The 24756-nt window shown below is 35.1% G+C and carries 24 protein-coding genes; 17 read left to right on the top strand and 7 right to left on the bottom strand.

The genetic code is table 11. The annotated features are described in order from the left end of the window. Nucleotides 1-2 precede the first annotated feature (2 nt). The 15 genes from kdsA (at nucleotide 3) to EBF09_RS02805 (ending at nucleotide 12796) form a co-directional block, all read left to right on the top strand. Nucleotides 3-803 (top strand): 3-deoxy-8-phosphooctulonate synthase, encoded by an 801-nt coding sequence (kdsA, locus tag EBF09_RS02875; protein WP_121763647.1) that lies wholly within the window; start codon nucleotides 3-5, stop codon nucleotides 801-803. Between the two features lie 3 nt (nucleotides 804-806). Next, on the top strand, nucleotides 807-1277 hold the full coding sequence (gene ribH / locus EBF09_RS02870) for a 6,7-dimethyl-8-ribityllumazine synthase (protein ID WP_121763646.1): 471 nt from the start codon (nucleotides 807-809) through the stop codon (nucleotides 1275-1277). Beyond that, a complete protein-coding gene (gene nusB, locus EBF09_RS02865) occupies nucleotides 1278-1694 on the top strand; it encodes a transcription antitermination factor NusB (protein WP_121763645.1) in 417 nt (138 codons plus the stop codon). It begins immediately after the preceding gene. 185 nt (nucleotides 1695-1879) lie between these two features. Then, nucleotides 1880-2935 (top strand): quinone-dependent dihydroorotate dehydrogenase, encoded by a 1056-nt coding sequence (locus tag EBF09_RS02860; RefSeq protein ID WP_121763644.1) that lies wholly within the window; start codon nucleotides 1880-1882, stop codon nucleotides 2933-2935. Between the two features lie 50 nt (nucleotides 2936-2985). Beyond that, nucleotides 2986-4257, top strand: coding sequence for a M16 family metallopeptidase (locus EBF09_RS02855; RefSeq protein ID WP_121763643.1), 1272 nt, complete (start codon nucleotides 2986-2988; stop codon nucleotides 4255-4257). 7 nt (nucleotides 4258-4264) lie between these two features. After that, entirely contained in the window at nucleotides 4265-5182 is a 918-nt protein-coding gene (gene dapA / locus EBF09_RS02850; RefSeq protein WP_121763642.1) for a 4-hydroxy-tetrahydrodipicolinate synthase, read from the top strand. Next, the gene (locus EBF09_RS02845) at nucleotides 5176-5958 is read left to right on the top strand and encodes an enoyl-ACP reductase (RefSeq protein ID WP_121763641.1); all 783 of its coding nucleotides are present in this window, start codon (nucleotides 5176-5178) and stop codon (nucleotides 5956-5958) included. Before dapA ends, EBF09_RS02845 begins: the two co-directional genes overlap by 7 nt. Then, complete coding sequence (gene pgsA, locus EBF09_RS02840) at nucleotides 5959-6504, top strand: CDP-diacylglycerol--glycerol-3-phosphate 3-phosphatidyltransferase (RefSeq protein ID WP_121763640.1); 546 nt, start codon at nucleotides 5959-5961, stop codon at nucleotides 6502-6504. 8 nt (nucleotides 6505-6512) lie between these two features. Then, a complete protein-coding gene (gene rseP, locus EBF09_RS02835) occupies nucleotides 6513-7580 on the top strand; it encodes an RIP metalloprotease RseP (protein WP_121763639.1) in 1068 nt (355 codons plus the stop codon). 10 nt (nucleotides 7581-7590) lie between these two features. Further along, nucleotides 7591-8259: a YggS family pyridoxal phosphate-dependent enzyme gene (locus EBF09_RS02830; RefSeq protein ID WP_121763638.1), complete on the top strand. Its 669-nt coding sequence runs from the start codon at nucleotides 7591-7593 to the stop codon at nucleotides 8257-8259. A 52-nt stretch (nucleotides 8260-8311) separates the two neighbouring features. Beyond that, nucleotides 8312-8665, top strand: a complete 354-nt coding sequence (locus EBF09_RS02825; RefSeq protein ID WP_121763637.1) for a methionine-R-sulfoxide reductase — start codon at nucleotides 8312-8314, stop codon at nucleotides 8663-8665. Between the two features lie 60 nt (nucleotides 8666-8725). Further along, nucleotides 8726-9331 (top strand): DedA family protein, encoded by a 606-nt coding sequence (locus tag EBF09_RS02820; protein WP_121763636.1) that lies wholly within the window; start codon nucleotides 8726-8728, stop codon nucleotides 9329-9331. Further along, the gene (locus EBF09_RS02815) at nucleotides 9312-10739 is read left to right on the top strand and encodes a leucyl aminopeptidase (protein WP_121763635.1); all 1428 of its coding nucleotides are present in this window, start codon (nucleotides 9312-9314) and stop codon (nucleotides 10737-10739) included. The genes EBF09_RS02820 and EBF09_RS02815 overlap by 20 nt, the downstream gene beginning before the upstream one ends. Then, entirely contained in the window at nucleotides 10739-11845 is a 1107-nt protein-coding gene (ychF, locus tag EBF09_RS02810; RefSeq protein ID WP_121763634.1) for a redox-regulated ATPase YchF, read from the top strand. The genes EBF09_RS02815 and ychF overlap by 1 nt, the downstream gene beginning before the upstream one ends. 183 nt (nucleotides 11846-12028) lie before the next feature. After that, nucleotides 12029-12796, top strand: a complete 768-nt coding sequence (locus tag EBF09_RS02805; protein ID WP_121763633.1) for a complement resistance protein TraT — start codon at nucleotides 12029-12031, stop codon at nucleotides 12794-12796. A gap of 3 nt (nucleotides 12797-12799) precedes the next feature. Here EBF09_RS02805 and cmoB read toward each other — a convergent pair whose 3' ends face one another. The 7 genes from cmoB to EBF09_RS02770 all read right to left on the bottom strand — a co-directional run bounded on the left by cmoB (nucleotide 12800) and on the right by EBF09_RS02770 (nucleotide 22349). Beyond that, a complete protein-coding gene (cmoB, locus tag EBF09_RS02800) occupies nucleotides 12800-13717 on the bottom strand; it encodes a tRNA 5-methoxyuridine(34)/uridine 5-oxyacetic acid(34) synthase CmoB (protein ID WP_121763632.1) in 918 nt (305 codons plus the stop codon). Then, complete coding sequence (locus EBF09_RS02795; RefSeq protein ID WP_121763631.1) at nucleotides 13698-13919, bottom strand: hypothetical protein; 222 nt, start codon at nucleotides 13917-13919, stop codon at nucleotides 13698-13700. The genes cmoB and EBF09_RS02795 overlap by 20 nt, the downstream gene beginning before the upstream one ends. Nucleotides 13920-14519: 600 nt before the next feature. Then, nucleotides 14520-15935: an efflux transporter outer membrane subunit gene (locus EBF09_RS02790; RefSeq protein ID WP_121763630.1), complete on the bottom strand. Its 1416-nt coding sequence runs from the start codon at nucleotides 15933-15935 to the stop codon at nucleotides 14520-14522. After that, the gene (locus tag EBF09_RS02785; protein ID WP_121763629.1) at nucleotides 15925-19056 is read right to left on the bottom strand and encodes an efflux RND transporter permease subunit; all 3132 of its coding nucleotides are present in this window, start codon (nucleotides 19054-19056) and stop codon (nucleotides 15925-15927) included. The genes EBF09_RS02790 and EBF09_RS02785 overlap by 11 nt, the downstream gene beginning before the upstream one ends. A 10-nt stretch (nucleotides 19057-19066) precedes the next feature. Next, complete coding sequence (locus EBF09_RS02780) at nucleotides 19067-20203, bottom strand: efflux RND transporter periplasmic adaptor subunit (protein ID WP_121763628.1); 1137 nt, start codon at nucleotides 20201-20203, stop codon at nucleotides 19067-19069. A gap of 132 nt (nucleotides 20204-20335) precedes the next feature. Continuing rightward, complete coding sequence (gene nspC / locus EBF09_RS02775) at nucleotides 20336-21559, bottom strand: carboxynorspermidine decarboxylase (RefSeq protein WP_121763627.1); 1224 nt, start codon at nucleotides 21557-21559, stop codon at nucleotides 20336-20338. After that, nucleotides 21537-22349 (bottom strand): 3'-5' exonuclease, encoded by an 813-nt coding sequence (locus EBF09_RS02770; RefSeq protein ID WP_121763626.1) that lies wholly within the window; start codon nucleotides 22347-22349, stop codon nucleotides 21537-21539. Before EBF09_RS02770 ends, nspC begins: the two co-directional genes overlap by 23 nt. Before the next feature lie 109 nt (nucleotides 22350-22458). Between EBF09_RS02770 and EBF09_RS02765 the strand changes: the two genes are divergently transcribed. Both EBF09_RS02765 and EBF09_RS02760 read left to right on the top strand, forming a co-directional pair. After that, a complete protein-coding gene (locus EBF09_RS02765; protein WP_121763625.1) occupies nucleotides 22459-23109 on the top strand; it encodes an HAD family hydrolase in 651 nt (216 codons plus the stop codon). Between the two features lie 132 nt (nucleotides 23110-23241). Further along, nucleotides 23242-24285 (top strand): type II asparaginase, encoded by a 1044-nt coding sequence (locus tag EBF09_RS02760; RefSeq protein WP_121763624.1) that lies wholly within the window; start codon nucleotides 23242-23244, stop codon nucleotides 24283-24285. Nucleotides 24286-24756 lie beyond the last annotated feature (471 nt).

The raw sequence follows: 24756 nt of genomic DNA, 5'->3' as shown, positions 1-24756 counted from the left end.
TTATGATTATAATAGCAGGACCTTGTGTTATTGAAAATGATGAAATTTTAGAAGAAATTGCAGAGGCATTAAAGCCTATTAACCAAAATAAAGAAGTGGATTTTTATTTTAAAGCAAGTTTTGATAAAGCAAACCGCACAAGCTTGGAATCCTATCGTGGGCCAGGCTTAGAGAAAGGCTTAGAAAGCCTAGCAAAAATAAAACAAAAATTTGGCTATAAACTCTTAACAGACATTCATGAAACCTCACAAGTTAAAGAAGTAGCTAAGGTTGTAGATGTGTTGCAAATCCCCGCTTTTCTTTGTCGCCAAACAGATTTAATCGTAGAAGCTGCAAAGAGTGATTGCAAACTAAATATCAAAAAGGGGCAATTTATGAATCCTCTTGATATGCAATATTCCGTGCTAAAAGCCATCAAAACAAGAGGTGGAGAAAAAGCAACTTTCAAAGAATCGCTAAAATATGGAATTTATCTAAGTGAGCGTGGAAGCACTTTTGGCTATGGAAATTTAGTTGTAGATATGCGATCTTTAGCGATTATGCGAGAATTTGCTCCTGTGATTTTTGATGCTACACATGCAGTGCAAATGCCAGGAGGTGCAAAAGGCAAAAGCGGAGGAGATGCTAGATTTGCACCCCTTTTAGCAAGAGCAGCGAGTGCTGTTGGGATTGATGGATTATTTAGCGAAGTGCATACAAATCCTAAAAACGCACTAAGCGATGGCCCTAATATGCTAACTCCAAAAGAGCTAGAAAACTTACTTTCGCAAATTTTAGAAATCAATCATATTATTAAAGGATAAATTATGCAGATTATAGAAGGACATTTATCATTACTAGGCGATGAGAAAATCGCTATTATTTCAAGTCGTTTTAACCACTTAATCACAGATCGTTTAGTAGAAGGTGCAAGGGATTGCTTTTTGCGTCATGGTGGAGAAGAGGAAAATCTCTCTCACATTTTAGTGCCAGGAGCATTTGAGATTCCATTTGTGCTAGAAAAAGTCTTAGCACAAGGCAATTATGATGGTGTTTGTTGTTTGGGTGCTATTATTAGAGGCTCTACCCCTCATTTTGATTATGTAAGTGCAGAAGCTACCAAAGGAATTGCAAATGTTACTATCCGCTATGGAGCTGCGGTTACTTTTGGCGTTTTAACAACAGATAGCATAGAACAAGCCATTGAGCGTGCAGGAACAAAAGCAGGAAATAAAGGCTTTGAAGCAATGAGTGGGCTTATTGAGCTTGTGAATCTTTATCGTAAAATTGGAGCATAAATGGCAACAAGAACTCAAGCTAGAGAAGCGGTAGTCCAGCTTTTATACGCTTATGGAAGCGGAAATGAAGAAATAGGAAAATTTTTTGATGAGATTTTAGAAGAACAAAAAATCAAAAATGCCCAAAAGGAATTTGCTAGAGGGCTTTTCATGGGAGTTATTGAAAATCTAGAATCCCTAGATACAAAAATAGCACAACAATTAAAAAGCTGGGATTTTACAAAAATTGGCGATATGGAAAGGGCGATTTTACGGCTTGGAGCTTATGAGATTGTCTATGCTAAACAAGATAGAGCCATTGTGATTAATGAAGCTATTGAAATAGCTAAAAATTTTGGCACTGAAAACTCTAAAAAGTTTATCAATGGTGTCTTAGATGGCATAGCCAAAAACATTAATACTCCTTTAGAAAATTAATTTTCTATTTATTCAAAGTGGCAAAATTGCATTTATATAGCATACAAACTTAAAATAATAAAACTCTAAAAGCCACCAAAATAGCATAGAGTTTTTTTACATTTTAAAAAATATAAAAAAGCTTTATGCAATATTAAATAAAAAATGCTACAATTTAAGCAATTATTGTGTCTAAAGAGGTATAAATGTCTTATTACAAATCTATACGCCCTTATATTTTTAAGCTAGATTGTGAAAAAGCTCATGCACTAGCAAATGCAATGTGCCAAATTGCTGATTTTTTTCCTCCTATTTTGTCTTATTTATCCCAAAAAACAGAGGTAGAAAATAATGCTTTAGCACAAAACATTGACGGAATGCATTTTTATAATCCGATTGGACTTGCAGCAGGCTTTGATAAAAATGCTACGATGATAAGACCCCTTTGCGCTTTAGGCTTCTCGCATTTAGAGCTGGGTGCGGTTACGCCACAACCACAAAATGGGAATCCAAAACCAAGAGTGTGGCGGCATATCAAAGAAGAAAGCATACAAAATGCTATGGGCTTTAATAATGAGGGCTCTTTAGCCATCTCTAAAAGAATACAAAAGCTCTATCCTTTCTCCATTCCCTTAGGAATTAACATTGGCAAAAATAAAACAACTCCTGATGAAAAAGCCTTAGAAGACTATATAAAACTTGCTAAAGATTTTGCAACTTTGAGTGATTATTTAAGCATTAATATTTCTTCGCCTAACACCCCAAACTTAAGAGCTTTACAAAACAAAAGCTTTATAAAAGAGTTGCTATTAGAACTTTGCAAGGTTTATAAAAAGCCTATTTATTTGAAGCTTGCTCCAGATTTAGCTATGCAAGATATTTTAGAATTATCTAATGAAGCAATAAGCAAGGGTGCAAAAGGTATTATTGCTACCAACACAACCCTAGACTACTCCCTTGTGCCAAACCCAAAAGAAATGGGGGGATTGAGCGGAGCTGTTTTAAAGGCAAAAAGTTTAGAAATTACAAAAGAATTAGGTAAAATACTAAAAAAGAAAGCTACTCTCATCAGTGTAGGGGGTATTGCTAGTGCAAAAGATGCGTATGAGCGGATTTTATACGGAGCTTCTTTGGTGCAAATTTATACAGCTTTTATCTATGAAGGTCCTTTTGTAGTCAAAAAAATGCAACAAGATTTACTTAGTTTGTTGCAACAAGATGGTTTTAATAATATAAGCTTAGCAGTAGGTGCAAAATTATGAGTTTGATTATAAAATTTTTGAGTTTATTTACATTGTTTGTAGGAGTTTCAATGGCGCAAGTTACAACTTTTCAATCTTCTTTACCCAAACATTATAAAAGTGTTTTAAAAAATGGTTTAGAAGTGATTATTATCCCTCTTAAAAACAAAAGCAATGTGATTACTACAGATATTTTTTATAAAGTAGGAAGTCGCAATGAAAGCATGGGAAAAAGTGGGATAGCCCATATGCTAGAGCATTTAAATTTTAAATCTAGCAAGAATCTAAAAGCAGGGGAATTTGATAAAATCGTCAAAGGTTTTGGGGGTGCTACAAACGCATCCACAGGATTTGATTATACGCATTATTATATTAAATCAAGCACACAAAATTTAGAAAAATCTTTAGAGCTTTTTTCAGAGCTTATGCAAAATTTAAGCTTAAAAGATGAAGAGTTCCAGCCTGAACGCAATGTCGTAGCAGAAGAAAGACTTTGGAGAACAGATAATAATCCTATGGGGTATTTATATTTTAGGCTTTTTAATACAGCTTATGTATATCACCCTTATCATTGGACTCCTATTGGTTTTATGGATGATATTAGAAACTGGAAGATAGAAGAGATTAAAGAATTTCATAAAACCTACTATCAACCCAAAAATGCAATCATTGTCGTTGCAGGCGATGTAGATGAAAAAGAAACACTTAAAGCAATTAAGAAAAATTTTGAAAATATCAAAAATACACAAGAAGAGATTCCACAAGTTTATACAAAAGAACCCTTGCAAGATGGTTTAAGACGTAGTGCCATCCACAAAAGCACAGAAGTAGAAATTTTAGCATTAGGTTTTAAAATTCCTCCTTTTAATCATAAAGATCAAATTGCTCTTAGTGCCTTAAGTGAAATCCTAAGTGGCGGAAGAAGTGCAAAACTTGTAAGTGAGCTTGTGGATAAAAAACGTCTTGCTGCTGAAGTGTATGCTTACAATATGGATTTAATGGATGAGGGTATGTTTATTTTTATGGCTTTGGCAAACACTGGAGTAAATCTTCAAAAACTTGAAAAAGAATTATTAGCACAAATTGAACAAATTAAAGAAGGTGGAATCTCCCAAAAACAACTAGACAAAGTCAAAGTAAATATGAAGGCAAGCTTCTTAAACGAACTTGAAAGCTCTAGTAGTGTAGCCAATCTCTTTGGTAGCTATGCTGCAAGAGGAGATTTAGAAGTCTTATTAAATTTTGAAAAAAACTTTGAAGCTTTAAGTCTAGAAGATATTATTAGGGTGGCAAAAAAATATTTTAACTTACAACAAGCCTCCCTTCTAACTTTGCAAAAGTGAGGATAATATGCAATTAACAAACGAAGTTATAGGGGCAATGACAGCCCTTGTTACTCCCTTTAAAAATGGAAAATTAGATTTAGCAACTTATGAATCTTTAATCCAAAGACAAATTGATAATGGCATAGATGCTATCGTGCCTGTTGGGACAACTGGAGAATCTGCAACTCTAAGCCATGATGAGCATAAAGAATGTATTGAAGTAGCTTTAAGCGTATGCAAAAAAAACAAAGAAAAAGGCAAGGATGTTAAAGTTTTAGCAGGTGCTGGAAGCAACTCCACAAGTGAAGCAATAGAGCTTGCTAAATTTGCACAAAAGTATGGAGCAGATGCGATTTTATGCGTTACTCCTTATTATAACAAACCTACACAAGAGGGATTATTTCAACACTATAAAACCATTGCAGAATCCATTGAGATTCCCCTAATGCTTTATAATGTCCCATCACGCACCGGCGTCAGCTTAGAAACTGCTACAATCTTAAAACTCTTTAGAGAAGTTAAAAATATTTATGGAGTTAAGGAAGCGAGTGGAAATATTGAAAAAATCATTGATTTAAATACGCAAGAAAAAAATTTAGCCATTTTAAGTGGTGATGATGCGATTAATTATCCTATTTTATGCTGTGGAGGAATGGGGGTGATTTCAGTTACTTCCAATCTACTTCCTGATAAAATTGCACAGCTTACACATGCGATTTTAAAAGAGAATAATTACAAAAAATCTCAAGAAATCAGCAATGAACTTTATTTAATCAATAAAGCACTTTTTATTGAAAGCAACCCTATTCCCATAAAAGCAGCTATGTATTTATGCGGATTATTGCAAACACTAGAATATCGCTTACCTCTTGTGCCTCCTAGTGCAGAGAGTATGCGTTATTTAGAAAATATCTTAACAAAGTATGAGGTGAAAAAATGTTAGAAACTATCAAAGGAAAAACACTTGTAATAAGCGGAGCAACACGAGGTATAGGCAAAGCGATTCTCTACCGCTTTGCTGAAAATGGGGCAAATATTGCTTTTACATACAACAAAAACGAAGAAGAAGCACAAAAAATCATCACAGATGTAGAAGCAAAATTTAATATCAAAGCTAAAGCCTACCCACTAAATGTGCTAGAACCAGAAACCTATAAAGATTTATTTTTAAAAATTGATGAAGATTTTTCAAGGGTGGATTTTTTTATTAGCAATGCAATTATCTATGGCAAAAGTGTTGTAGGTGGGTTTGCTCCTTTTATGCGTCTTAAGCCTAAAGGATTAAACAATATCTACACAGCAACCGTTCTAGCTTTCGTAGTAGGTGCGCAAGAAGCCGCAAAAAGAATGCAAAAAGTAGGTGGAGGTAGTATTATTTCTCTAAGCTCCACAGGAAATTTAGTCTATATGCCAAACTATGCAGGGCATGGTAACTCCAAAAATGCGGTAGAAACAATGGTAAAATATGCTGCAATGGAGCTAGGAGAGTTTAATATCCGTGTAAATGCTGTAAGTGGAGGACCTATTGATACGGATGCACTAAAAGCATTCCCAGATTATGAGCAAATCAAAGCTGCCGTGCAAGAACAAAGCCCTCTTAACCGCATGGGAGATCCAAAAGATATTGCGGGTGCTTGTTTATTCTTATGCGATAACAATTCAAGTGCGTGGCTTACAGGACAAACAATCGTAATTGATGGAGGAACAAGCTTTAAGTAAATGCTAGAATTAAAGAATTTACCTAATGTATTGACAATTTTAAGAATCTTTTTGGCATTTTTGCTTTTATGTATTATTTTATATGGGAGTTTTTTGCTCCCTCCCCCTATCCACCCCACTTGGATTAACTATTTTGCAACGCTTATCTTTTGTGTTGCAAGTGCAACAGACTTTTTTGATGGATTTATTGCAAGAAACTTTGGTGGAATGAGCGTATTTGGTGAAATTTTTGATCCTTTAGCAGATAAACTTTTAATGCTAAGTGCATTCATTGGGCTTTTAGTATGGGATAGAGCAGATGCTTGGGCTGTATTTTTAATTTTAAGTAGAGAATTTTTCATTACAGGCTTAAGAGTGGTTGCCGCTTCTAAAGGAATAAAAGTAGCAGCTTCAAACTTAGGAAAATATAAAACAGGTATGCAAATTACAGCCATTGCATTTTTGCTTATGGATTATTCTTTTGCACCCTTTGTGCTTTGGTTAGCCGTGGCAATCACCCTATATTCTGGCTATGATTATGTAAAATTATATTCTAAATCGCGTTAAGGTTATACATGGGCTTTATTACTTCAATTTTAGTTTTATCCTTTTTAGTATTTTTTCATGAGCTAGGACATTTTCTAGCTGCTAGACTTTTTGGCGTTAGAGTGAATGCTTTTAGCATAGGTTTTGGTAAGCAAAAAATTTGGAAAAAGCAAATAGGAGATACAGAGTATTCCTTGCGTCCTATTCCCCTTGGTGGCTTTGTAGAGCTTAAAGGACAAAGCGATCTTGATCCCAAAAATCGTAATTACGACAAAGATAGCCTTTATGGAATTGCTTCGTGGAAACGCCTAGTGATTTTAGCTGCAGGATCATTTTTTAATATTTTACTTGCATTTTTGTGCTATATTATCATCGCACTTGCAGGGCAAAAAGAACTCGCACCCACCATTGGCAAAATTTCTCCAAACTCCCCTGCACAAATTGCAAAATTAGCTCCTAATGATGAAATTATTGAGATAAACAACAAGCTCATTAAAACTTGGAATGCCTTAAATAAAGAGATTTTAGAATCTAGTGGAGAATTAAACTTGGTAATTTTACGCAACAATAAAGAATATGAAATAACTCTCACTCCCCAAATTGGAAAAAGTAAAAACATTTTTGGAGAAGAGATTTCACGTCCTCTTGTTGGCATTATCGCAAAAGGCGAAGTTAGAGTAGTTTCTTATTCTTTCACAGAAAGCTTTAGTGTAGCATTTTCAAAAACATTAGAGGCAAGTTATTTAATCGTCAAAGGGATTGAGAAGCTAATTACAGGGGTTGTGCCTATTAGCGAAGTTGGGGGCGTAGTTTCTATCGTATCTATTACCAAACAAGCAAGTGAGCTTGGCATAATCACTCTTCTTGCCTTTATGGCTTTAATCTCTGTTAATCTTGGAATTTTAAATTTACTCCCTATTCCTGCATTAGATGGAGGGCATATTATTTTCACTCTTTATGAGATGATTACTAAAAAAATCCCTTCTATTAACACCCTCTATCGCCTTACAATGGCAGGCTGGGTTATTTTGCTTGGATTAATGGGACTTGGACTTTATAATGATATTTTAAGACTACTTAATGGCACAATGCCTTAAAGGAAATAAAATGCAATTGGAACAAAATTTAATCGATGCGATTGAAAGAATCGAAAAAGCAAGAATTAGCGTAGATAGGCATAGAATTATAAAGCTTGTAGCAGTTAGCAAATACTCTAGCTCTGAAGAGATTAAAGCGCTCTATCAATGTGGACAAAGAGCCTTTGGGGAAAATAAAGTGCAAGATTTACAAACTAAAAGTATAAGCTTAGATTCTCTTCCTTTAGAATGGCATTTTATAGGCACTTTGCAGACAAACAAAATCAACGCACTTTTAAAAATTAAACCCTTTATGCTACAAAGCCTCCATTCTTTAGAGCTTGCACAAGAATTACAAAAAAGATTGCAAAAAGAAAATTTAAGCCTAAATACCCTTTTGCAAGTCAATAGTGCCAAAGAAGAAAGCAAAAGTGGTTTTGCACCAGAAGTCGCTTATGAATCTTATTTAAAAATAAAAGAAGAATGCCCTAATATCAAGCTGTGCGGACTTATGAGTATAGGAGCACATACGCAAGATTTAAAAGTTATCCAAAAAAGCTTTGAGTGTACAAGAAATATTTATGAAAAACTGCAAAAAGAAGGAGCACAAATTTTAAGCATGGGAATGAGTAGCGATTTTACTCTAGCCATAGAATGTGGAAGTAATTTAGTGCGCTTAGGAAGCACTCTTTTTAAATAATAAACCATCGATTTACTAATTCTTGGGTAGAATTTCAACAAAAAGGCAAAAAATGCAACCCTTAAGCAAAGAAGAAAAAGCTATTATTCTCCACAAAGGCACAGAAGCTCCCTTTAGTGGCAAATATGAAAACTTTTTTGAAAAAGGCATTTATGTATGCAAACAATGTCTAAGCCCCCTTTATAGCTCTAAAGACAAATTCCATTCTGGCTGTGGCTGGCCTAGTTTTGATTCTTGTATTGAAAATGCAGTCAAAGAACAACCTGATAGGGATGGCAGACGCACAGAAATAGTGTGTGCTAAATGTGGCGGACATCTTGGGCATATTTTTAGAGGAGAGGGATTCACTGCTAAAAATACACGCCATTGTGTCAATTCAATTTCTTTAAGTTTTAAAGCCGATTAGTAGTTTGTAAGTATTTTTTTGTTAGAATAAAATATAAAATTAACTAAAGAAGCAAGTATCATGGAAGAGCTTTTTACGCATTGGCTACAAGAATATGGCTATATTATTCTTTTTATTTGGAGCACATTAGAAGGTGAGCTTGGACTTATTATGGCAGGGATTATGTGCCATACTGGGGATATGGCTATCCCTATTGCTATCGTTGTAGCAGGACTTGGCGGTTTTGTAGGAGATCAAGTTTATTTTTATATTGGGCGTTATAATAAACAATTCATCTACAAACAGCTAAAAACACAACGGAGAAAGTTTGCCTTTGCACATTTGTTGCTACAAAAGTATGGTTGGCCTATTATTTTTGTGCAACGCTATCTTTATGGAATGCGAACGGTGATACCCATGAGTATTGGCGTTACAAGATATAGCGCTAAAACTTTTGCTTTTATTAATTTAATAAGCGCAATGATTTGGGCAACTATAACCATAATGCTTGCTTATTACTTTGGCGAACAACTTTTAGCACTCGTGCATTATGCCAAAGAGCATTATTATGTAGCAATTCCTTTTGCGATTATAGTAGGTGGAGGGATTTATTATTATCTTCATAGAGTTACCAAAAAAGTAGAAAAGAAAATCATAGGAGAAAAAAATGAAAATTTTAGCAGGTAGTAAAAAAGGCAATGTTAATCTTATCCTTATAAGAAACCAAAAAATACCAAAAAATCTCACAAAAGAACAAAAAGCTTTTTTAGAATTTCAAAACTACAAAGGAGAGGGAAATCTTTTTGTCCCTTATGGAAATATATATTTAGTAAGCATTGATGAGGAATCTTCTTTTTGTAATTCCATAAGAGATGCTTTTTTCTTAGCAATTAATTTTTTAAAAAAGCTAAATATCAAAACCCTAAGCTTAAATGTAGAAAGTATAAAAGAAGCTAAAGAAGCTTGTGAGGGTATCTTGCTAGGAAACTATACTTTTGAAGATTTTAAAGAAAAAAAGAGCGAAACTACATTAGAAGAAATTTATCTAAATTCTACAAAAATACCGCAACAAGACTTAGAAACTATTATTTTAGAAGCACATATTATCGCTGATAGTGTAAATTATGTCCGCAATCTCATTAATACTCCCCCTATGCAAGCCACTCCTGAATTTATTGCCAAAGATGCGCAAAAATTAGCAAAAGAATTAAATTTAGAGTGCAAAGTTTTAGATTCTAAAGATTTAGAAAAAGAAAAAATGGGTGCATTTTTAGCAGTGGCAAAAGCGAGCGTAAATTCTCCTTTTTTAGTCCATTTAAGCTATAAACCTAAAAAATCTAAAAATAAAAATATCCCTAAATTTGTATTCGTAGGCAAGGGACTAACTTATGATAGCGGGGGGCTAAGCTTAAAACCAGGCGATTATATGACAACCATGAAAGCAGATAAAAGCGGTGCTTGTGCGGTGCTTGGAATCTTGCAAAGTGTTGCAAAACTTGGCTTAGAAGCTGAAGTGCATGGTATTTTAGGTTTAGCGGAAAATATGATTGGCGGAAATGCTTATAAACCTGATGATATTTTAATTTCTCGTAGCGGTAAAAGCATAGAAGTTAGAAATACTGATGCTGAAGGACGCTTGGTATTAGCAGATTGTCTAAGTTATGCAAGTGAATTAGAACCTAATTATCTACTAGATTTAGCAACCCTAACAGGTGCTTGTGTGGTAGCACTTGGCGAATACACAACAGGCGTTATGGGATATAATTCAAAACTGCAACACTCTTTTTTAATGAGTGCAAATAATGCAGGAGAACTTAGTGCAATTTTACCTTTTAATCCCTATTTAAAAAAGCTTTATAAATCAGAGGTAGCAGATCTTTGCAATATCCCCTCATCAAGATATGGTAGCGCTATAAGTGCGGGAATGTTTTTAGGAGAATTCGTTCCAAAAAGCTTACAAGACAAATGGCTACACTTAGATATCGCTGGACCTGCTTATGTGGAGAAAAGCTGGGGAGTGAATCCTTTTGGTGCAAGCGGTGCTGGTGTTAGAGCTTGTGTAGAATTTATCAAAAATAATATAAAGGAAAAATAATGGGTTTATCTATTGGGATTGTAGGTTTGCCAAATGTCGGAAAATCTACCACTTTTAACGCACTTACTAAAACGCAAAATGCACAATCTGCAAATTATCCCTTTTGCACAATTGAACCCAATAAGGCAGTTGTCCCTGTGCCTGATAGTCGTTTAGATGAGCTATCTAAAATCGTAAATCCTGAAAAAATCGTGCATTCTCAAGTAGAATTTGTAGATATTGCAGGATTAGTAAAAGGTGCTAGCAAAGGCGAGGGGCTTGGCAATCAATTTCTAGCAAATATCAAAGAAACTGAAGTGATCTTACACATTGTAAGATGCTTTGAAGATAGCAATATCACGCATGTTGAAGGCAGCATTGATCCTTTGCGTGATGTGGAGATTATAGAAACAGAGCTTTTAATTGCAGATATGCAAACCCTCCAAAAAAGAGTAGAAAGATTAACTAAAAATACAAAAAATGGCACAGATAAAGAAGCAAAAGCTCAATTAGAAATTGCAAAAGAGCTTCTAGCACATATTGAATCTGGGGAAGCGGTAAGAAATTTTAGCAAAAAAGAGGATGAGAGCTTTTTGCTTTTAGACAAGGAACTCCGCTTTTTAACCAATAAGGATATTATTTATGGTGCTAATGTAGATGAAGCCTCCTTGCTAGAAGATAATGCACTTGTAAAATCGCTTAAAACTTACGCACAAAAAAATAATGCAGAAGTGATTAAGCTTTGTTCTAAAATTGAGGAAGAATTAGTAAGCTTAGATGAAACTGAACAAAAAGAGTTTTTAGCAGAACTTGGTGTAAAAGAGAGCGGTTTAGATGCGATTATCAAGCTTGGATTTGCAAAACTTGGGCTTATTAGCTATTTTACAGCAGGAGTTAAAGAAGTGCGTTCATGGACAATCCATAAAGGCGATAAAGCTCCCGTTGCCGCTGGAGTAATCCACAAAGACTTTGAAAAAGGCTTTATTAGAGCAGAAGTTATCTCCTATGAAGACTTTATTAAACAGGGTGGCGAAGCAAAATGCAAAGAAGCTGGATTAATGAGGGTTGAGGGCAAAGAATATATCGTAAATGATGGAGATATTATGCATTTCCGCTTTAATGTTTGATTTTAAAATATTCTAGCAATCTTTTTAGATTGCTAGTCTTTAAATAAATTACACAAACTCACAAACCAAAGCACTGCACATTTTTACTTAGACTAATTTTACAAGAACAAAAGAAAATTTATTATTTATTTCTATTTTTTAGATATAATCGCCTTTATCAAAACAATTATTTAAGGAATACAAATGAAACGCTTTTATCTTTTAGGTATTTTATGTGCTTTGTTTTTAAGTGGTTGTGTAACAACAACAATGCAAACTAAAGCCACAATGAGTCAGAGTATCTTTATTGATCCTGTTGCCAAAAATAAACAAACTATTTATATAGCGATGCGGAATACAAGCGGACAAAATATTAATTTATTATCAAAAGTTCTAGGCAACCTACAAGCTAAAGGCTATACAATCGTAGATGATCCTAAAATGGCAAATTTTATTTTACAAGCTAATGTGCTTTATTGCAATATAAAGCAAGAAAATAATGCAACAGGAGCAGCGGTTCTAGGTGCTGGAGTTGGTGCAGGCGTAGGTGGATATAACCATGGCTCTATGACAGGAACTATTGCAGGTGGTGCGATTGGTGCTTTAGTAGGTGGGATTGCAGGAAAACTCACAGAAGATACGATTTATCAAATGCAAGTAGATATTAACATTCGCCAAAAAGTAGAAGGTGGAACCATCAATACAAACGCTTCTGCTTCAAGACAAGCCACAGTTACTGATGGAAGAAGAGCAGGTTTTTTAAATAGCTTTGGAGGCGATGTTAGAGATACACAAGGCGGTGGAAGATTACAAGACAATCGCACTAATTATAATGAGCAAATCTATACAACAGACTATTCAGAAAAACAAACCACTCTTTTTGCAGAAGCTACAAAGCTTAATTTGACTTTAGAAGAAGCTATACCCGTGCTAGAAGATAAAATTGCAAACCAAATTAGTGGAATTTTCTAATTCTTAAAGCTTTTTAGCTTTAAGATACGCTCTAAGGGGTGCTGGATATCCCTCAATCGTTTTTTCTTTTGTAGAATCTAAAAAATCTTCAAGACTTTCTTTAGAACTCCATTCTGTTTTTCTTTGTTCTTCAATACCTGTTTTTAATGTCGCAATGTGTTGCACTTCTTTAAAACCGCTTCTTAAAAGCCAATTTTTAAAAGTTTCTAGTGTAGGGATAAAATAAACATTAGGCATTTTTGCATATCTCTCCTTTGGAAAAAGACAAGTTAATTCATTCCCTGGGATAATAATACTATCAAAAATAGCCTCCCCACCCTTTTTTAAAGAATTAAAAACAAGCTTGATACAGTCTAATGGACTTTTCCTGTGATACAAAACGCCAAGACACAACACACTATCAAACTCCACTCCATAAAAAGGTAAATCTTCTATTCCTAGCATTTCAAACTTCAAAGGAACTTCACCCACAAGAGAAGTTATAAAATCAAATTGCAATTTACAAAGTGGCATAGGATCAAACCCCACTATCCTCAAAGGTTCTTTTGCAAGCATTTGCAGCATATAATAGCCATTGTTGCAACCAATATCTGCCACTACTTTATTTTCAATATTAAGATGGGGAGCCAAAAGATTGTATTTTATAGAGCTATTCCACTCACTATCAATTAAAAGATTATTGATTTTAAAAGGTCCTTTTCTCCAAGGAATAAGACTTCTAGCAACACTTTCAATGAGCTCTAAAGTCGTCCTAGAAGCATGGGGCAAATGAATTTCTATGGCTTCTTTTAAAGAAAATTTAACACCCATGAGCTCTTCTTTTGGTATCGTTTCAATCTTCTTTAATTCCTCCAAAAGTGGTAAAATATGCTTATGCGTAAGCAAAGATTCGCGTGTTTTTTTAATAGAGTTCAGCTTCATCTTGCTCTATTCCATTAGTATTTCTTGGCGCATCATCTTTATAAAGAAGCATATCCTCTGGACAAGTTTCTCTATAATTCCCTTGAGAATCATAATAATATCCCTTATCTTCCCAATCAGATGCACTTAAACCACATCTATTATGATAAACACAACCACTAAAAAGAAACGCACAACCTAAAAGCAAAAATGCTAATTTCATACTTTTCCTTATTAGAAAAATTTTATGAATTATAACAAAACAAGCACATAAATAACTTTTAAGAATTTACTTAAATGAAAATTTTAAGATAAAAACACATTAAACCCTCTAAACAAGGTTAAGACAGGGAAACCTCCACGATGACAAAAGGGTGGCTTCCCTTATAGATTGCCACACTCCGCTACGCTTCGTTCGCAATGATAATTTTAGGACAACCCAACGTGTTACTGCGAGAGGTTAAAACCTCGTGGCAGTCTAAAAGAATAACCCGTCAAGGTAGCCTTTTAGATTGCTTCGGCTCACAAGTGAATCTCGCAATGAAAAGGGATAAACTCTTTATTGCAAAAGAAATTATCGTCGCGATGTTCCATAGGGTTGGTTGCCTTGCAACAAACGGGAAGAATTTGCTTGTCAAATTCAGGGCTCCCACTTCTCGCCTAAGATAACTTACTTTTGAATAAAATATCTTCCACTCTCTTTTAGATTTGCACTTCGCTATCGCTTGTGGATAACGCTTCGCTTGTATGCTTCGGCACAATGTGCCTCGCAATGACAAGGGAGTGTTTTACTTGCAACACAAATACACATTAACTAAGAATTTTAATCCCTATCTTCATAAGTGGCTTTATCCCAACCACCCCCAAAAGATTTATACACATTAATTGCTGAACTTAAATGCTCTAACATAGCATTTTGCTCTTCTAACTCTGCACTAAAAAGCATTTCTTGCGTATTTAATACTTCAAGATAATTTGTATATCCTTCTTGATAGCGTAATTCTGCTAAAACCAAAGTGCGTCTTAGTGCTTCTACTCTATCTTTTAGGCTCTTTAATCTTTGCTCGCTCATAGAATAATTAAACAAAGAATCCCTAACTTCTCCAAACGCATTTCGCACTACTTGAGCGTAATTTAACACCATTTCTCTATATTGAGATTTACTAAGCTCTACATTTGCACTTGTCCTACCAAAATCCAGCAGATTACCCACAAAATTCCCTCCATAATTCCAAGTGGATGAAGAATTTTTAATAAGCTCATTTAGCTTTGGATTTACATATCCTGCCATTCCTGTTAAAGAAATAGTAGGGAAATAAGCACTTCTAGCTACTCCAATAGAGAAGTTAGCCGCTTTTAGATCCTGCTCGGCTGCTTCAATATCTGGGCGTTGCTCTAAAAGCTCTGAAGGCAGATTCACAGGAACAATAGGAGCTTTTGGAAGAGCTTTTGCTTTTGTTGGAAGCTCCACTTTAAAAATCCCTTGCGGATCTCTGCCAAGCAGTATCATTAAGGCAGTTTGTGCGGAATTTTGCTCCATTAAAAGACTTTGAAGTTGTGCCCTCACGCTCTCCATTTCTGATTTTGCTTGTTGCATATCAATCTCTGAAATCTTTCCTACTTCATACTCTTTTTTTCTATATTCATAGTTTTCTGTGCGTGCTTTAAGCGTATTTTGTGAAATTTGCACTTGATTGTTAATGGTTAAAAGTGCAAAGTAGCTCTCTGCCACTCCTGCTACAAGGCTTAACATAATCGTATCCCTTGAAGCTTTAGTAGCTAAAAGCGTAGCATATGCACTCCTATCTGCATCTCTTGCTCTCCCCCACAAATCTAGCTCATAATTAAACACTGCAGAGAGCGAGAAATTATTATAATTGTTAGGTTTATTATTTTGTGGATTCTTCTTATTTCTTGTAGCTTCTCCTTGCACTCCAATACTAGGATAACGATCACTCCTTGCATAACCCCACATACTTCTAGCCTGACTTACTCTCTCCATAGCCACTGCTAAATCATAATTATTTTCTAAGGCTTCTTTTACAAGTGCATCTAAATCCTCATCTTCAAAATCTTTCCACCAAGTTTGTGAAACCATAGCACTCATATCAAGCTTTGGATTTTCCACTTCAAAACTTTGGGGTAAATTTGTCGTAGGCTTCTCATACTTTGGAGAAAGAGAGCAACCTGCTAAAAGCAATCCCAAACCAAAAGTTAAAGTTGTAATTTTATTCTTCATCTTTACCTCCAAAGCGTCTTCCTAAATATTCGCTAAATCTAGCAAAATAAGTATAAAAAAGCGGAATAAAGAAAGTCGCAATAAAAGTAGCAGCAAGCATTCCACCAATTACACCTGTTCCAATAGCATGGCGACTTGCAGCACCTGCTCCTGTGCTAAGTGCAAGAGGTAAAACCCCAATGGTAAAGGCTAGTGAAGTCATCACAATAGGACGGAATCTTAATCTTGCAGCTTCAATGGCTGATTCATAAATATCCTTTTTCTCTACTTCTCTTGCCTGCATTGCAAATTCAATAATTAAAATCGCATTTTTTGCAGCAAGTGCGATAAGCATTACAAGTCCAACATTAAAGTAAATATCTACATTTAATCCTCTTAAATAAGTTGCCAAAATCGCGCCAAACACCGCAAAAGGCACTGCAGTTAAAACTGCCATAGGCATAAGCCATCTTTCATATTGAGCCGCTAAAATCAAGAAAACAAACACTAATCCAAAAACAAAAGCAACCGTTCCTGTTCCGCTACTTGCTTTTTCTTGATAAGAGCTTCCTGACCAAGCGATTGTATAACCTTCTGGCAAGATTTCATTAGCCACTTCTTCAATGGCTTTTAGCGCATCACCTGAAGAATATCCATCTCCTGCATCCCCCATAAGCTTAGCTGCTGGGAAAAGATTAAAACGCTCTAAAATATCTGGTCCAATCACCCTTTTAAAACTTACAAGAGAGCTAATAGGCACTAAATCTCCATTGCTTGAACGCACAAAAACATTCCTTAAATCATCGGGACTTTCTCTAAAAGGGCTTTCAGATTGAATATTTACTTTATAAGTTCTACCAAAAAGATTAAAATCATTCACATAATAAGCACCAAATGTAGCTTGAAGCGTGGAGAAAACATCGCTCACATTCACACCTAAAGACTTTGCTTTTTGTCTATCTAAAGACACGCTATATTGAGGCACATCTACGCTAAGTGTAGTTCTAACGCCTTTTAGCTCCGGTCTTTTGCTTGCTGCTTCTAGCACCATTTGTGTATATTTTTGTAAATTTTCAATAGAACCACCCGTTCTATCTTGAATATACATTTCAAATCCATCTGTCAAGCTAAGCCCCATAATAGGCGGTGGATTAAGTGCAAAAATCACTGCATTAGGATTTTGCATTAAAGTTCCTGTCAAAGCACCCGCGATTGCTTGTGAATGTTGCGAAGCTTCCTTTCTCTCTCCCCAATCTTTAAGCTTAACAAACGCAGTTCCCCCAAAAGTTCTTACCGCACTTGAAAGCATATCATATCCTGCCAAAGCCATTACTGCTTCTACATTTGGATTAGCCCTCACATTTTGTTCCATAAAAGAAGCTGTGTTTGTCGTCCTGCTTAATGCAGTAGCAGGAGGGAGCTTCATAGAAACAAGCAAGATTCCCTTATCTTCTGATGGAACAAGCCCTGTTGGCACTTGCTTAAAAATCCCATAAGTAATTCCAATAAGTCCAAAGAATAAAATCACATACAACAAGCCTCTTCTAATTGCATGGGCTACTTTTGCAGTAAATTGATGGGTTAGCCAATCAAAAAACTCATTAAACTTTCTTACAATATAAAAGGGTTTTGGTTCTTTTGCTTTTAAAATAGACACACAAAGCGCTGGAGTAAGCGTCAAAGCAACAAAACCTGAAATAACTACCGAAATTACAATAGTAATGGCAAACTGCCTATAAATCTCTCCTGAAAAGCCTCCCATAAATGCTACGGGGATAAAAACTGCTGAAAGCACTAAAACAATGGCGATAACCGGACTTGCGATCTCTTCCATTGCTTTAATTGTAGCTGCTTTAACCGAAAGCTTTTCTTCATGGATTAATCGTTCTACATTTTCAATTACAATAATCGCATCATCTACAACAATACCAATGGCTAAAATCAATCCAAAAAGTGTAAGCAAGTTTATGGAAAAGCCTAACATATACATTCCCGCAAATGCACCAATGATAGACACTGGCACGGCAAGAACTGGAATAATCGTAGCTCTAAAATTTTGCAAGAAGAAATAAATAACAATTACAACTAGAATGATTGCTTCAATAAAGGTTTTAATCACCTCTTTCACAGATACATTAACAAAAGCAGTTGTATCATAAGGAATCGCATAAGTTAGCCCATCTGGGAAGCTTTTACTAAGCTCTTCTAGCTTTGCATTTACCGCCTTTGCTACATTAAGTGCGTTAGCTCCAGGTTGCAAGAACACACCAAATGCAACAGCTGGTTTTCCATTATAAAAGCCATTTACACTATAATCTTCTGCACCAAGCTCTACTCTTGCTACATCTTTTAATCTTAAAGAAGAACCATCAGGATTTGTGCGGATTAAAATATTTTCAAACTCCTTTGCGTCGGTAAATCTTCCTTGTGTTGTTACAGAATAGGTAAATTCTAAATCATCTCTAACTGGCTCTTGCCCAAAAGCTCCTGCTGCAAATTGAGAGTTTTGCTCTTGCACAAGTGCAATTACATCGGATGGAGTTAAATTATATTTTGTAAGCTTATCTGGAGAGAGCCAAATACGCATAGAATATTCTTCCCTACCAAAAAGTGTAGCATCCCCTACACCTTGAATCCTTTTTAGCTCATCTAAAATATTAATAGTCGCATAGTTTGCAATATAGGTTGCATTTTGGCTAGGAGTGTCTGAAGAGAGTGAATATACCGCTAAAATTGTGGAAGATCTTTTATCTACGGTTACCCCCATTCTTTGCACTTCTTGAGGAAGCTGACTAAGCACAGCTTGAACGCGGTTATTTACATTAATAGTTGCTTGATCAGGATCGGTTTCATTCGTAAAATAAACATTAATAGAAAGATTCCCGCTTGAAGTAGAAGAAGATTGCATATAAATCATACCCTCAACCCCATTAATGCTATTTTCCAAAATACTTGCAACACTGCTTGAGATAACCTCTGCATTTGCACCCGGATAAGTAGTCTGCACTACAACTTGTGGGGGAGTTACTTGAGGATATTCCTCCACCGCTAAAGAAAAAATAGATAAAGAACCTGCAATTACAATAATAATAGACATTACCATTGCTAAAACAGGACGATTAATAAAAAACTTTGAAAACATCTATAAAACCTTAACTTGCCATTTTGGCATTTTGTGTGGGAGTAGCTCCACTCGGTGCATTCATAAGGCGAACAGGTGCATTAGGCTTGATTTTAATCAGCTGATTTGTAATAATCTCGTCTCCCTCATTTAATCCTGATTGCACCAAAAAGCTATTATCCACTGCATTGCCTAAAACTATGCGTGTTTGCACTGCTTTGCCATCTACCACTCTATACACATAGCTTCCTTTTGCATCTTGCAAAACAGCAACTTGCGGAATTGCAATAGCATCTTTTGCGATTAAGCCTTGTAAGCGGATTCTTGAAAATTCACCCGGTATTAATAGAGATTCTTTGTTTTCTACAATGGCTCTTGCTTTAATAGTAGAAGTGCTTGTATCTAGCACACTATCAAGGAAGTCTAGTACACCCTCTTTAGCATAAATTTGCCCACTAGGTAAAATATATTGAATCTTTAAATTATCGCGGTTTAAACTACGCAAAAAATAATAATCATTGCTAGGAATTGAAAACTCTGCGTGGATAGGATCTAGTTGTGTAATAGTCGTAAGCACATTATTAGAACCTGCACTTCCTACAAGATCTCCTATATCATAATTTACAATACCCACTTTACCGCTAGAGGGCGCAATTACATCTGTATATCCTAAATCAATCATCGCATTGTCTAAATTTGCCTTAGCATTTGCTACATTTGCACTCGCATTCTCATAAGCTGAAAGTGATTGATCGCGTTCTTTTGGGCTTAGGGCTTTTTGACTAAAAAGCTTTTTAGAACGCTCCCAATCACGATTTGCTTCTTTTAGCGAAGCTTGTGCGGATTGAAGCTGTGCTTTTGCAATATTTACATTGGCTAAATATTTTGCAGGATCAATTTTAAAAAGCTTATCTCCTTTCTTTACAAATCCCCCCTCAATAAAGTTTTGCTTCAAAAGTGTGCCCTCCACTCTTGCATAAATGCCCACACTTTGAAGACTTTTTAGTTGCGTAGGATATTCAAAGGCTACTGCAACATCACTCTTTTGAACCTTAAAAGTGCTAACGGGCAAAGACTGCGGAGCTTGTTGCTTTTGTTCTTTAGAGCAACCACTAAAAATTGCAAGAGAACAAAAAGCTAAAGCGAGTATTTTATGAATTGACTTCATTGTATTTCCTTTTCTCCTAGTTTTAAAAGGGTTAAAATTGTTTTGTAATAATTGTTACAAAAATAAATTGTGATGTAGATTATATTCACTTTATGTTAAATCAACATAAAATATAAATGTAATTTTCAAAATTTAGCTGTTCCTATATTTGTAATCCTCATAGCTAAAGCTTTTTAGCAATTCAAACTCTCCATTTTTATGGATTATTCCAATACTTGGCAAAGGAACACCATTAAAAGTATTGTTTTTAACGATTGTATAGTGAATCATATCTTCAAAAATAATCCTATCTCCTACTTTTAACTTTTCACTAAATCCATAATCCCCTATCACATCTCCTGCTAGACAAGTAGGTCCTCCTAAACGATAAGTGTATTTGGCTTCTGATTTTAAGCTAAGGTGTTTCTTTTTAGTCTGTGCTTTAGCATAAAAGCTATTTCTTACCATAGGGCGATAGGGCATTTCAAGGCAATCTGGCATATGGGCTGCTGCACTCACATCTAAAAGTGCAATATTAACCCCATTTTTAACAATATCCACCACACTTCCTATTAAAAATCCTGTTTGCCAACCAATTGCTTCACCGGGTTCTAAATAAACTTGTTTATTATAGGTTTTATTAAATTTTTTGATAATCTTAATAAGCAATTCCACATCATAATCTTCTCTTGTAATATGATGTCCTCCGCCAAAATTTACCCATTTCATTTGCGGAATATACTCCCCAAAATGCTTAATAAAGTGTTTTAACGTTCTCTTTAGTGCATCGCTATTTTGCTCACAATGTGTATGAAAATGCAACCCACTAATCCCCTCTAAGCCATACTTTTTCACTCCTTTTTTAAACTCTTCTTTGTTAATCCCAAGCCTTGAACCCTCAACACAAGGATTATAAATTGCAGGAGTTACTTCACTATACTCTGGATTTACCCTAAGCCCTATTTCAATCTTTTCTTTATTTTGGGATTCTCTTTGTTTGTTTTCTTCTAAGATATAGCCCTTGTAAGTTTGCCACTGCAAAAAAGAATTAAAAATGATATGATTTGAAATCTTTACAAGCTCTTTTATCTCTTCTTCTTTATATGCGGGAGAAAAAACACTCACTTCCTTTTTAAACTCCTCATATCCCAATCTTGCCTCATAAATCCCACTTGCAGTAATTCCGCTCAAATATTCTCTAGCAAGTGGAAAACTCCTCCAAAGTGCATAGCCTTTCAGCGCTAAAAGCACCTTAGCCCCACTTTCTTCTTCCACTCTTTTTAAAAGCTCCAAATTCTTCTCTAGCTTCTCTTCTTCTAGCACATAGCAAGGGCTTGGAATGGATTTAAAATTTTTAGGATAATTTTTGTATAGCATTTTTACTCCTCGTTTTTCTTTGTTTTTTATAACCTTTTAAAAACTGCGATGAAGCTAATTGTAACAAATCATAGCTTGTATGGATATTTTTTGGTAATTTTTTTAAGCAATATTTAAAAATCTCTAACGCCACCTTAGAATCTTCTAATGCACGATGTAAAGGACTATGATAAATCCCTAAAAATTCATTTAAAAATGCAAGGGAATATTTTGGCGCACTAAAGGTAGCTTGTGCTAGTTTAATCGTGCAAAGAGTGGGATTGTATAAATACCCAAACCCATGACGATTTAAAGAATTGCTAAGAAAAGAAAAATCAAACAAAACATTATGCGCTACAAAAATGCTATCCCCCAAAAATAACTTAAAAGCCTCTAGTGCTTGATGTATAGGAGGTGCATCTTTTAGCATTTCTTGAGAAATACCTGTTAGCTCTGTAATGCTTTGTGGGATATATTCACAAAAAACAAAAGTAGAAAAAGTTTTTTGCACTTTGCCCTTTTGGTATAGAATTGCACCTATTTCAATGGGCTGGTGGATTTTTGGATCATGTCCGTTTGTCTCAATATCTATAATACAATAAGATTCTTCACTAAGCTCTGTAAGTTTAGGGCGAAAATAAACCTTATCATATTCATACCACAAAGGGATTCCGCTATTTTTTATAAGTTCTAATTCGCTTTCTTTATCTGTAAATAAACCGCCAATTTGACAAAGCTTGCTTTCAAATTCATTCAAAGAATTTGGACGCTTAAGTAAAGAGGCTATAAGGCTTTCATAGCGTTTTGGCATATTTCCTACTTTTTTTAAAATAAAACTGCATATTTTAACAAAAAGCGGATTGTTTTAGCTAAAATTTGATAAATTACGATAAATTTTTATACAAAGGTAAGAATATTTTATGAAAAATAGAATTATTTTATTTGATTTAGATGGCACTTTAATTGATTCTACACAAGCAGTTTATGAATCTTTTTGCCACTCCTTTAAAGCTTTAGGAGAAAAAGAGCCTACTTTTGATGCAGTAAGCTCACAGATTGGACATACACTAGAAGATATGTTTAAAACTCTAGGCGTTCAAGAAAAAAATTTAAAACAACATATTGATATTTACAAAGAGCATTATAGACAAATTTGCAATGCCAAAACACAGCTTTTAACAAACGCAAAAGAAGCTATTTTAAAAGCCCATACATTTGCAACTTTAGGCGTTGTTACCACAAAAACTGGCAAATACTCTAAGCTACTTTTGGAGCATTTTGGGGTTTTAGAAAAGTTTGCTTGTGTGATAGGAAGAGAAGATGTTATCCATGCAAAGCCTGATAAAGAACCTATTTTAAAGGCACTAGAACTTATAAATATCCCCTTAGCAAAACAACAAATTTTTATGATAGGAGATACTCCGCTAGATATTCTTGCAGCTTCTAGTGCAGGGGTAAATTCCATTGGTGTTCTAAGCGGTTATGCGAGCAAAGAACTTTTAGAAAAATATACAAATTCTTTAGCAAAAGATGCATTAGAAGCGGTTTGTATGATTGAAAAAGATTTATAAAATTACATTTTTTAACAAAGCCATAAAAAATTTTAAGTTTTTAAATTTGTTTTATTTATTTTTGCTTATTTCTTCTTTATAATTCAATAAGCCTTAATTTTAAGGCAAATTTTAAAACTGGGGGCAAAGATAATGAAGAAAATTTTACTTTGTTTGGTGGCGTTATTTTTAGGAGTAAGTATGCTAGAAGCTAAACCAAAAATTGCTATTTTAGCAACCGGTGGCACAATTGCAGGTTCTATTGATAGTGCAGTGGCGACTACTGGTTACACAGCAGGAGTTGTAGGAGTTGATGTGCTTATAAAAGCTGTCCCACAAATCCAAGATTTAGCACAGATTAGTGGGGAGCAAATTGCCAATATTGATAGTTCCAATATGCGTGATGCTATTTGGCTAAAACTTGCTAAAGAAATTAATTCACTTTTTAAAAGTGGGATTGATGGGGTGGTTATCACACATGGGACAGACACCATGGAGGAGACAGCCTACTTTTTAAACCTCACAATAAAAAGCGATAAGCCTGTGGTGCTAGTGGGTGCTATGCGTCCATCAACTGCAATGAGCGCAGATGGCCCAAAAAACCTCTATAATGCAGTAGCACTAGCTGCAAGCAAAGAAGCTAGAGGCAAAGGCGTAATGGTAGCAATGAATGATAAGATTCAAAGCGCTAGAGGCGTTGTAAAAACCCACAGCCTTAATGTAGATGCGTTCTCTTCTCCTGATTTTGGGGATTTAGGCTATATCGTAGATGGTAAAGTATTTTTTTACAACAAAGTTTTAAAAGAGCACACAAAAGATTCTCCTTTTGACGTAAGTAAGCTAGAAACTTTACCTAAAGTAGATATTCTCTACACTTATTCAAACGATGGAAGTGGAGTGGCAGCAAAAGCACTTTTTGAAAATAGCACAAAAGGTTTAGTAATCGCTGGAAGTGGTGCAGGAAGTATCCATGAAGATCAAAAAAACATCTTAAAAGAGCTTATGCCAAAAGGGCTAAAAGTAGCCATTAGCTCAAGAGTTGTAGCTGGAAGAGTAGCAGTAAGCGAAGCTGATAAAGAGCTAGGCTTTATAAGTACAGAAGATTTAAATCCACAAAAAGCTAGAGTTCTTTTAATGCTAGCACTCACTAAAACTCAAGATCCAAAAAAGATTCAAGAGTATTTTTTAAAATACTAGCTTAATAGGAAGGAGAGGGTTTTATTACAAGAGAATAATCCTCTCCCTTCACACTACAAGACTTATTTATTAGCCGTGGTAATCCCCTTTTATACTCCTATTCTTATCCTTAAGAATATGTAAAAAGAGGAGCATACAAGCATAGTCTTATCCACAGGTGCAAATCTAAAAAACTTACAACAAAACCTTAAAATTCTCCAAAAGTAATAACAAAATATACCTCGCATCAACAAAGTATTTCACAATAAAATAAAGTAAATATTACTTTATTTACTTTTAAAATAAATCATATTTAATTTAATTAAGTAATTTTTACAATATATAGCCTTATAAATTCCAAAAAATAGGCATTTTAAGCCAAAAACGCTACTTTTTGTTACTAAAATATAAATTTGGGGGGGGGGGGGGGGGGGGGGGGGGGGGGGGGGGGGGGGGCGGGGGGGGGGGGGGGGGGGGGGGGGGGGGGGGGGG

The organism is Helicobacter burdigaliensis, from assembly GCF_003670295.1.
GTDB classification, from domain to species: domain Bacteria; phylum Campylobacterota; class Campylobacteria; order Campylobacterales; family Helicobacteraceae; genus Helicobacter_D; species Helicobacter_D burdigaliensis.
Note: the sequence above shows the minus strand (reverse complement) of the source record. Positions and strands in the feature narration are given on the sequence as shown.

Bases quoted from the DNA above. Each gene is read 5' to 3' on its own strand.
- EBF09_RS02825 (WP_121763637.1), top strand. From the start codon at position 8,312: ATGCAACCCTTAAGCAAAGAAGAAAAAGCTATTATTCTCCACAAAGGC.
- EBF09_RS02805 (WP_121763633.1), top strand. From the start codon at position 12,029: ATGAAACGCTTTTATCTTTTAGGTATTTTATGTGCTTTGTTTTTAAGT.
- EBF09_RS02815 (WP_121763635.1), top strand. From the start codon at position 9,312: ATGAAAATTTTAGCAGGTAGTAAAAAAGGCAATGTTAATCTTATCCTT.
- EBF09_RS02760 (WP_121763624.1), top strand. From the start codon at position 23,242: ATGAAGAAAATTTTACTTTGTTTGGTGGCGTTATTTTTAGGAGTAAGT.
- ribH (WP_121763646.1), top strand. From the start codon at position 807: ATGCAGATTATAGAAGGACATTTATCATTACTAGGCGATGAGAAAATC.
- rseP (WP_121763639.1), top strand. From the start codon at position 6,513: ATGGGCTTTATTACTTCAATTTTAGTTTTATCCTTTTTAGTATTTTTT.
- nusB (WP_121763645.1), top strand. From the start codon at position 1,278: ATGGCAACAAGAACTCAAGCTAGAGAAGCGGTAGTCCAGCTTTTATAC.
- dapA (WP_121763642.1), top strand. From the start codon at position 4,265: ATGCAATTAACAAACGAAGTTATAGGGGCAATGACAGCCCTTGTTACT.
- EBF09_RS02770 (WP_121763626.1), bottom strand. From the start codon at position 22,349: ATGCCAAAACGCTATGAAAGCCTTATAGCCTCTTTACTTAAGCGTCCA.
- EBF09_RS02860 (WP_121763644.1), top strand. From the start codon at position 1,880: ATGTCTTATTACAAATCTATACGCCCTTATATTTTTAAGCTAGATTGT.
- EBF09_RS02855 (WP_121763643.1), top strand. From the start codon at position 2,986: ATGGCGCAAGTTACAACTTTTCAATCTTCTTTACCCAAACATTATAAA.
- EBF09_RS02830 (WP_121763638.1), top strand. From the start codon at position 7,591: ATGCAATTGGAACAAAATTTAATCGATGCGATTGAAAGAATCGAAAAA.
- EBF09_RS02785 (WP_121763629.1), bottom strand. From the start codon at position 19,056: ATGTTTTCAAAGTTTTTTATTAATCGTCCTGTTTTAGCAATGGTAATG.
- EBF09_RS02780 (WP_121763628.1), bottom strand. From the start codon at position 20,203: ATGAAGTCAATTCATAAAATACTCGCTTTAGCTTTTTGTTCTCTTGCA.
- EBF09_RS02795 (WP_121763631.1), bottom strand. From the start codon at position 13,919: ATGAAATTAGCATTTTTGCTTTTAGGTTGTGCGTTTCTTTTTAGTGGT.
- EBF09_RS02820 (WP_121763636.1), top strand. From the start codon at position 8,726: ATGGAAGAGCTTTTTACGCATTGGCTACAAGAATATGGCTATATTATT.
- ychF (WP_121763634.1), top strand. From the start codon at position 10,739: ATGGGTTTATCTATTGGGATTGTAGGTTTGCCAAATGTCGGAAAATCT.
- EBF09_RS02845 (WP_121763641.1), top strand. From the start codon at position 5,176: ATGTTAGAAACTATCAAAGGAAAAACACTTGTAATAAGCGGAGCAACA.
- pgsA (WP_121763640.1), top strand. From the start codon at position 5,959: ATGCTAGAATTAAAGAATTTACCTAATGTATTGACAATTTTAAGAATC.
- EBF09_RS02790 (WP_121763630.1), bottom strand. From the start codon at position 15,935: ATGAAGAATAAAATTACAACTTTAACTTTTGGTTTGGGATTGCTTTTA.
- EBF09_RS02765 (WP_121763625.1), top strand. From the start codon at position 22,459: ATGAAAAATAGAATTATTTTATTTGATTTAGATGGCACTTTAATTGAT.
- kdsA (WP_121763647.1), top strand. From the start codon at position 3: ATGATTATAATAGCAGGACCTTGTGTTATTGAAAATGATGAAATTTTA.
- nspC (WP_121763627.1), bottom strand. From the start codon at position 21,559: ATGCTATACAAAAATTATCCTAAAAATTTTAAATCCATTCCAAGCCCT.
- cmoB (WP_121763632.1), bottom strand. From the start codon at position 13,717: ATGAAGCTGAACTCTATTAAAAAAACACGCGAATCTTTGCTTACGCAT.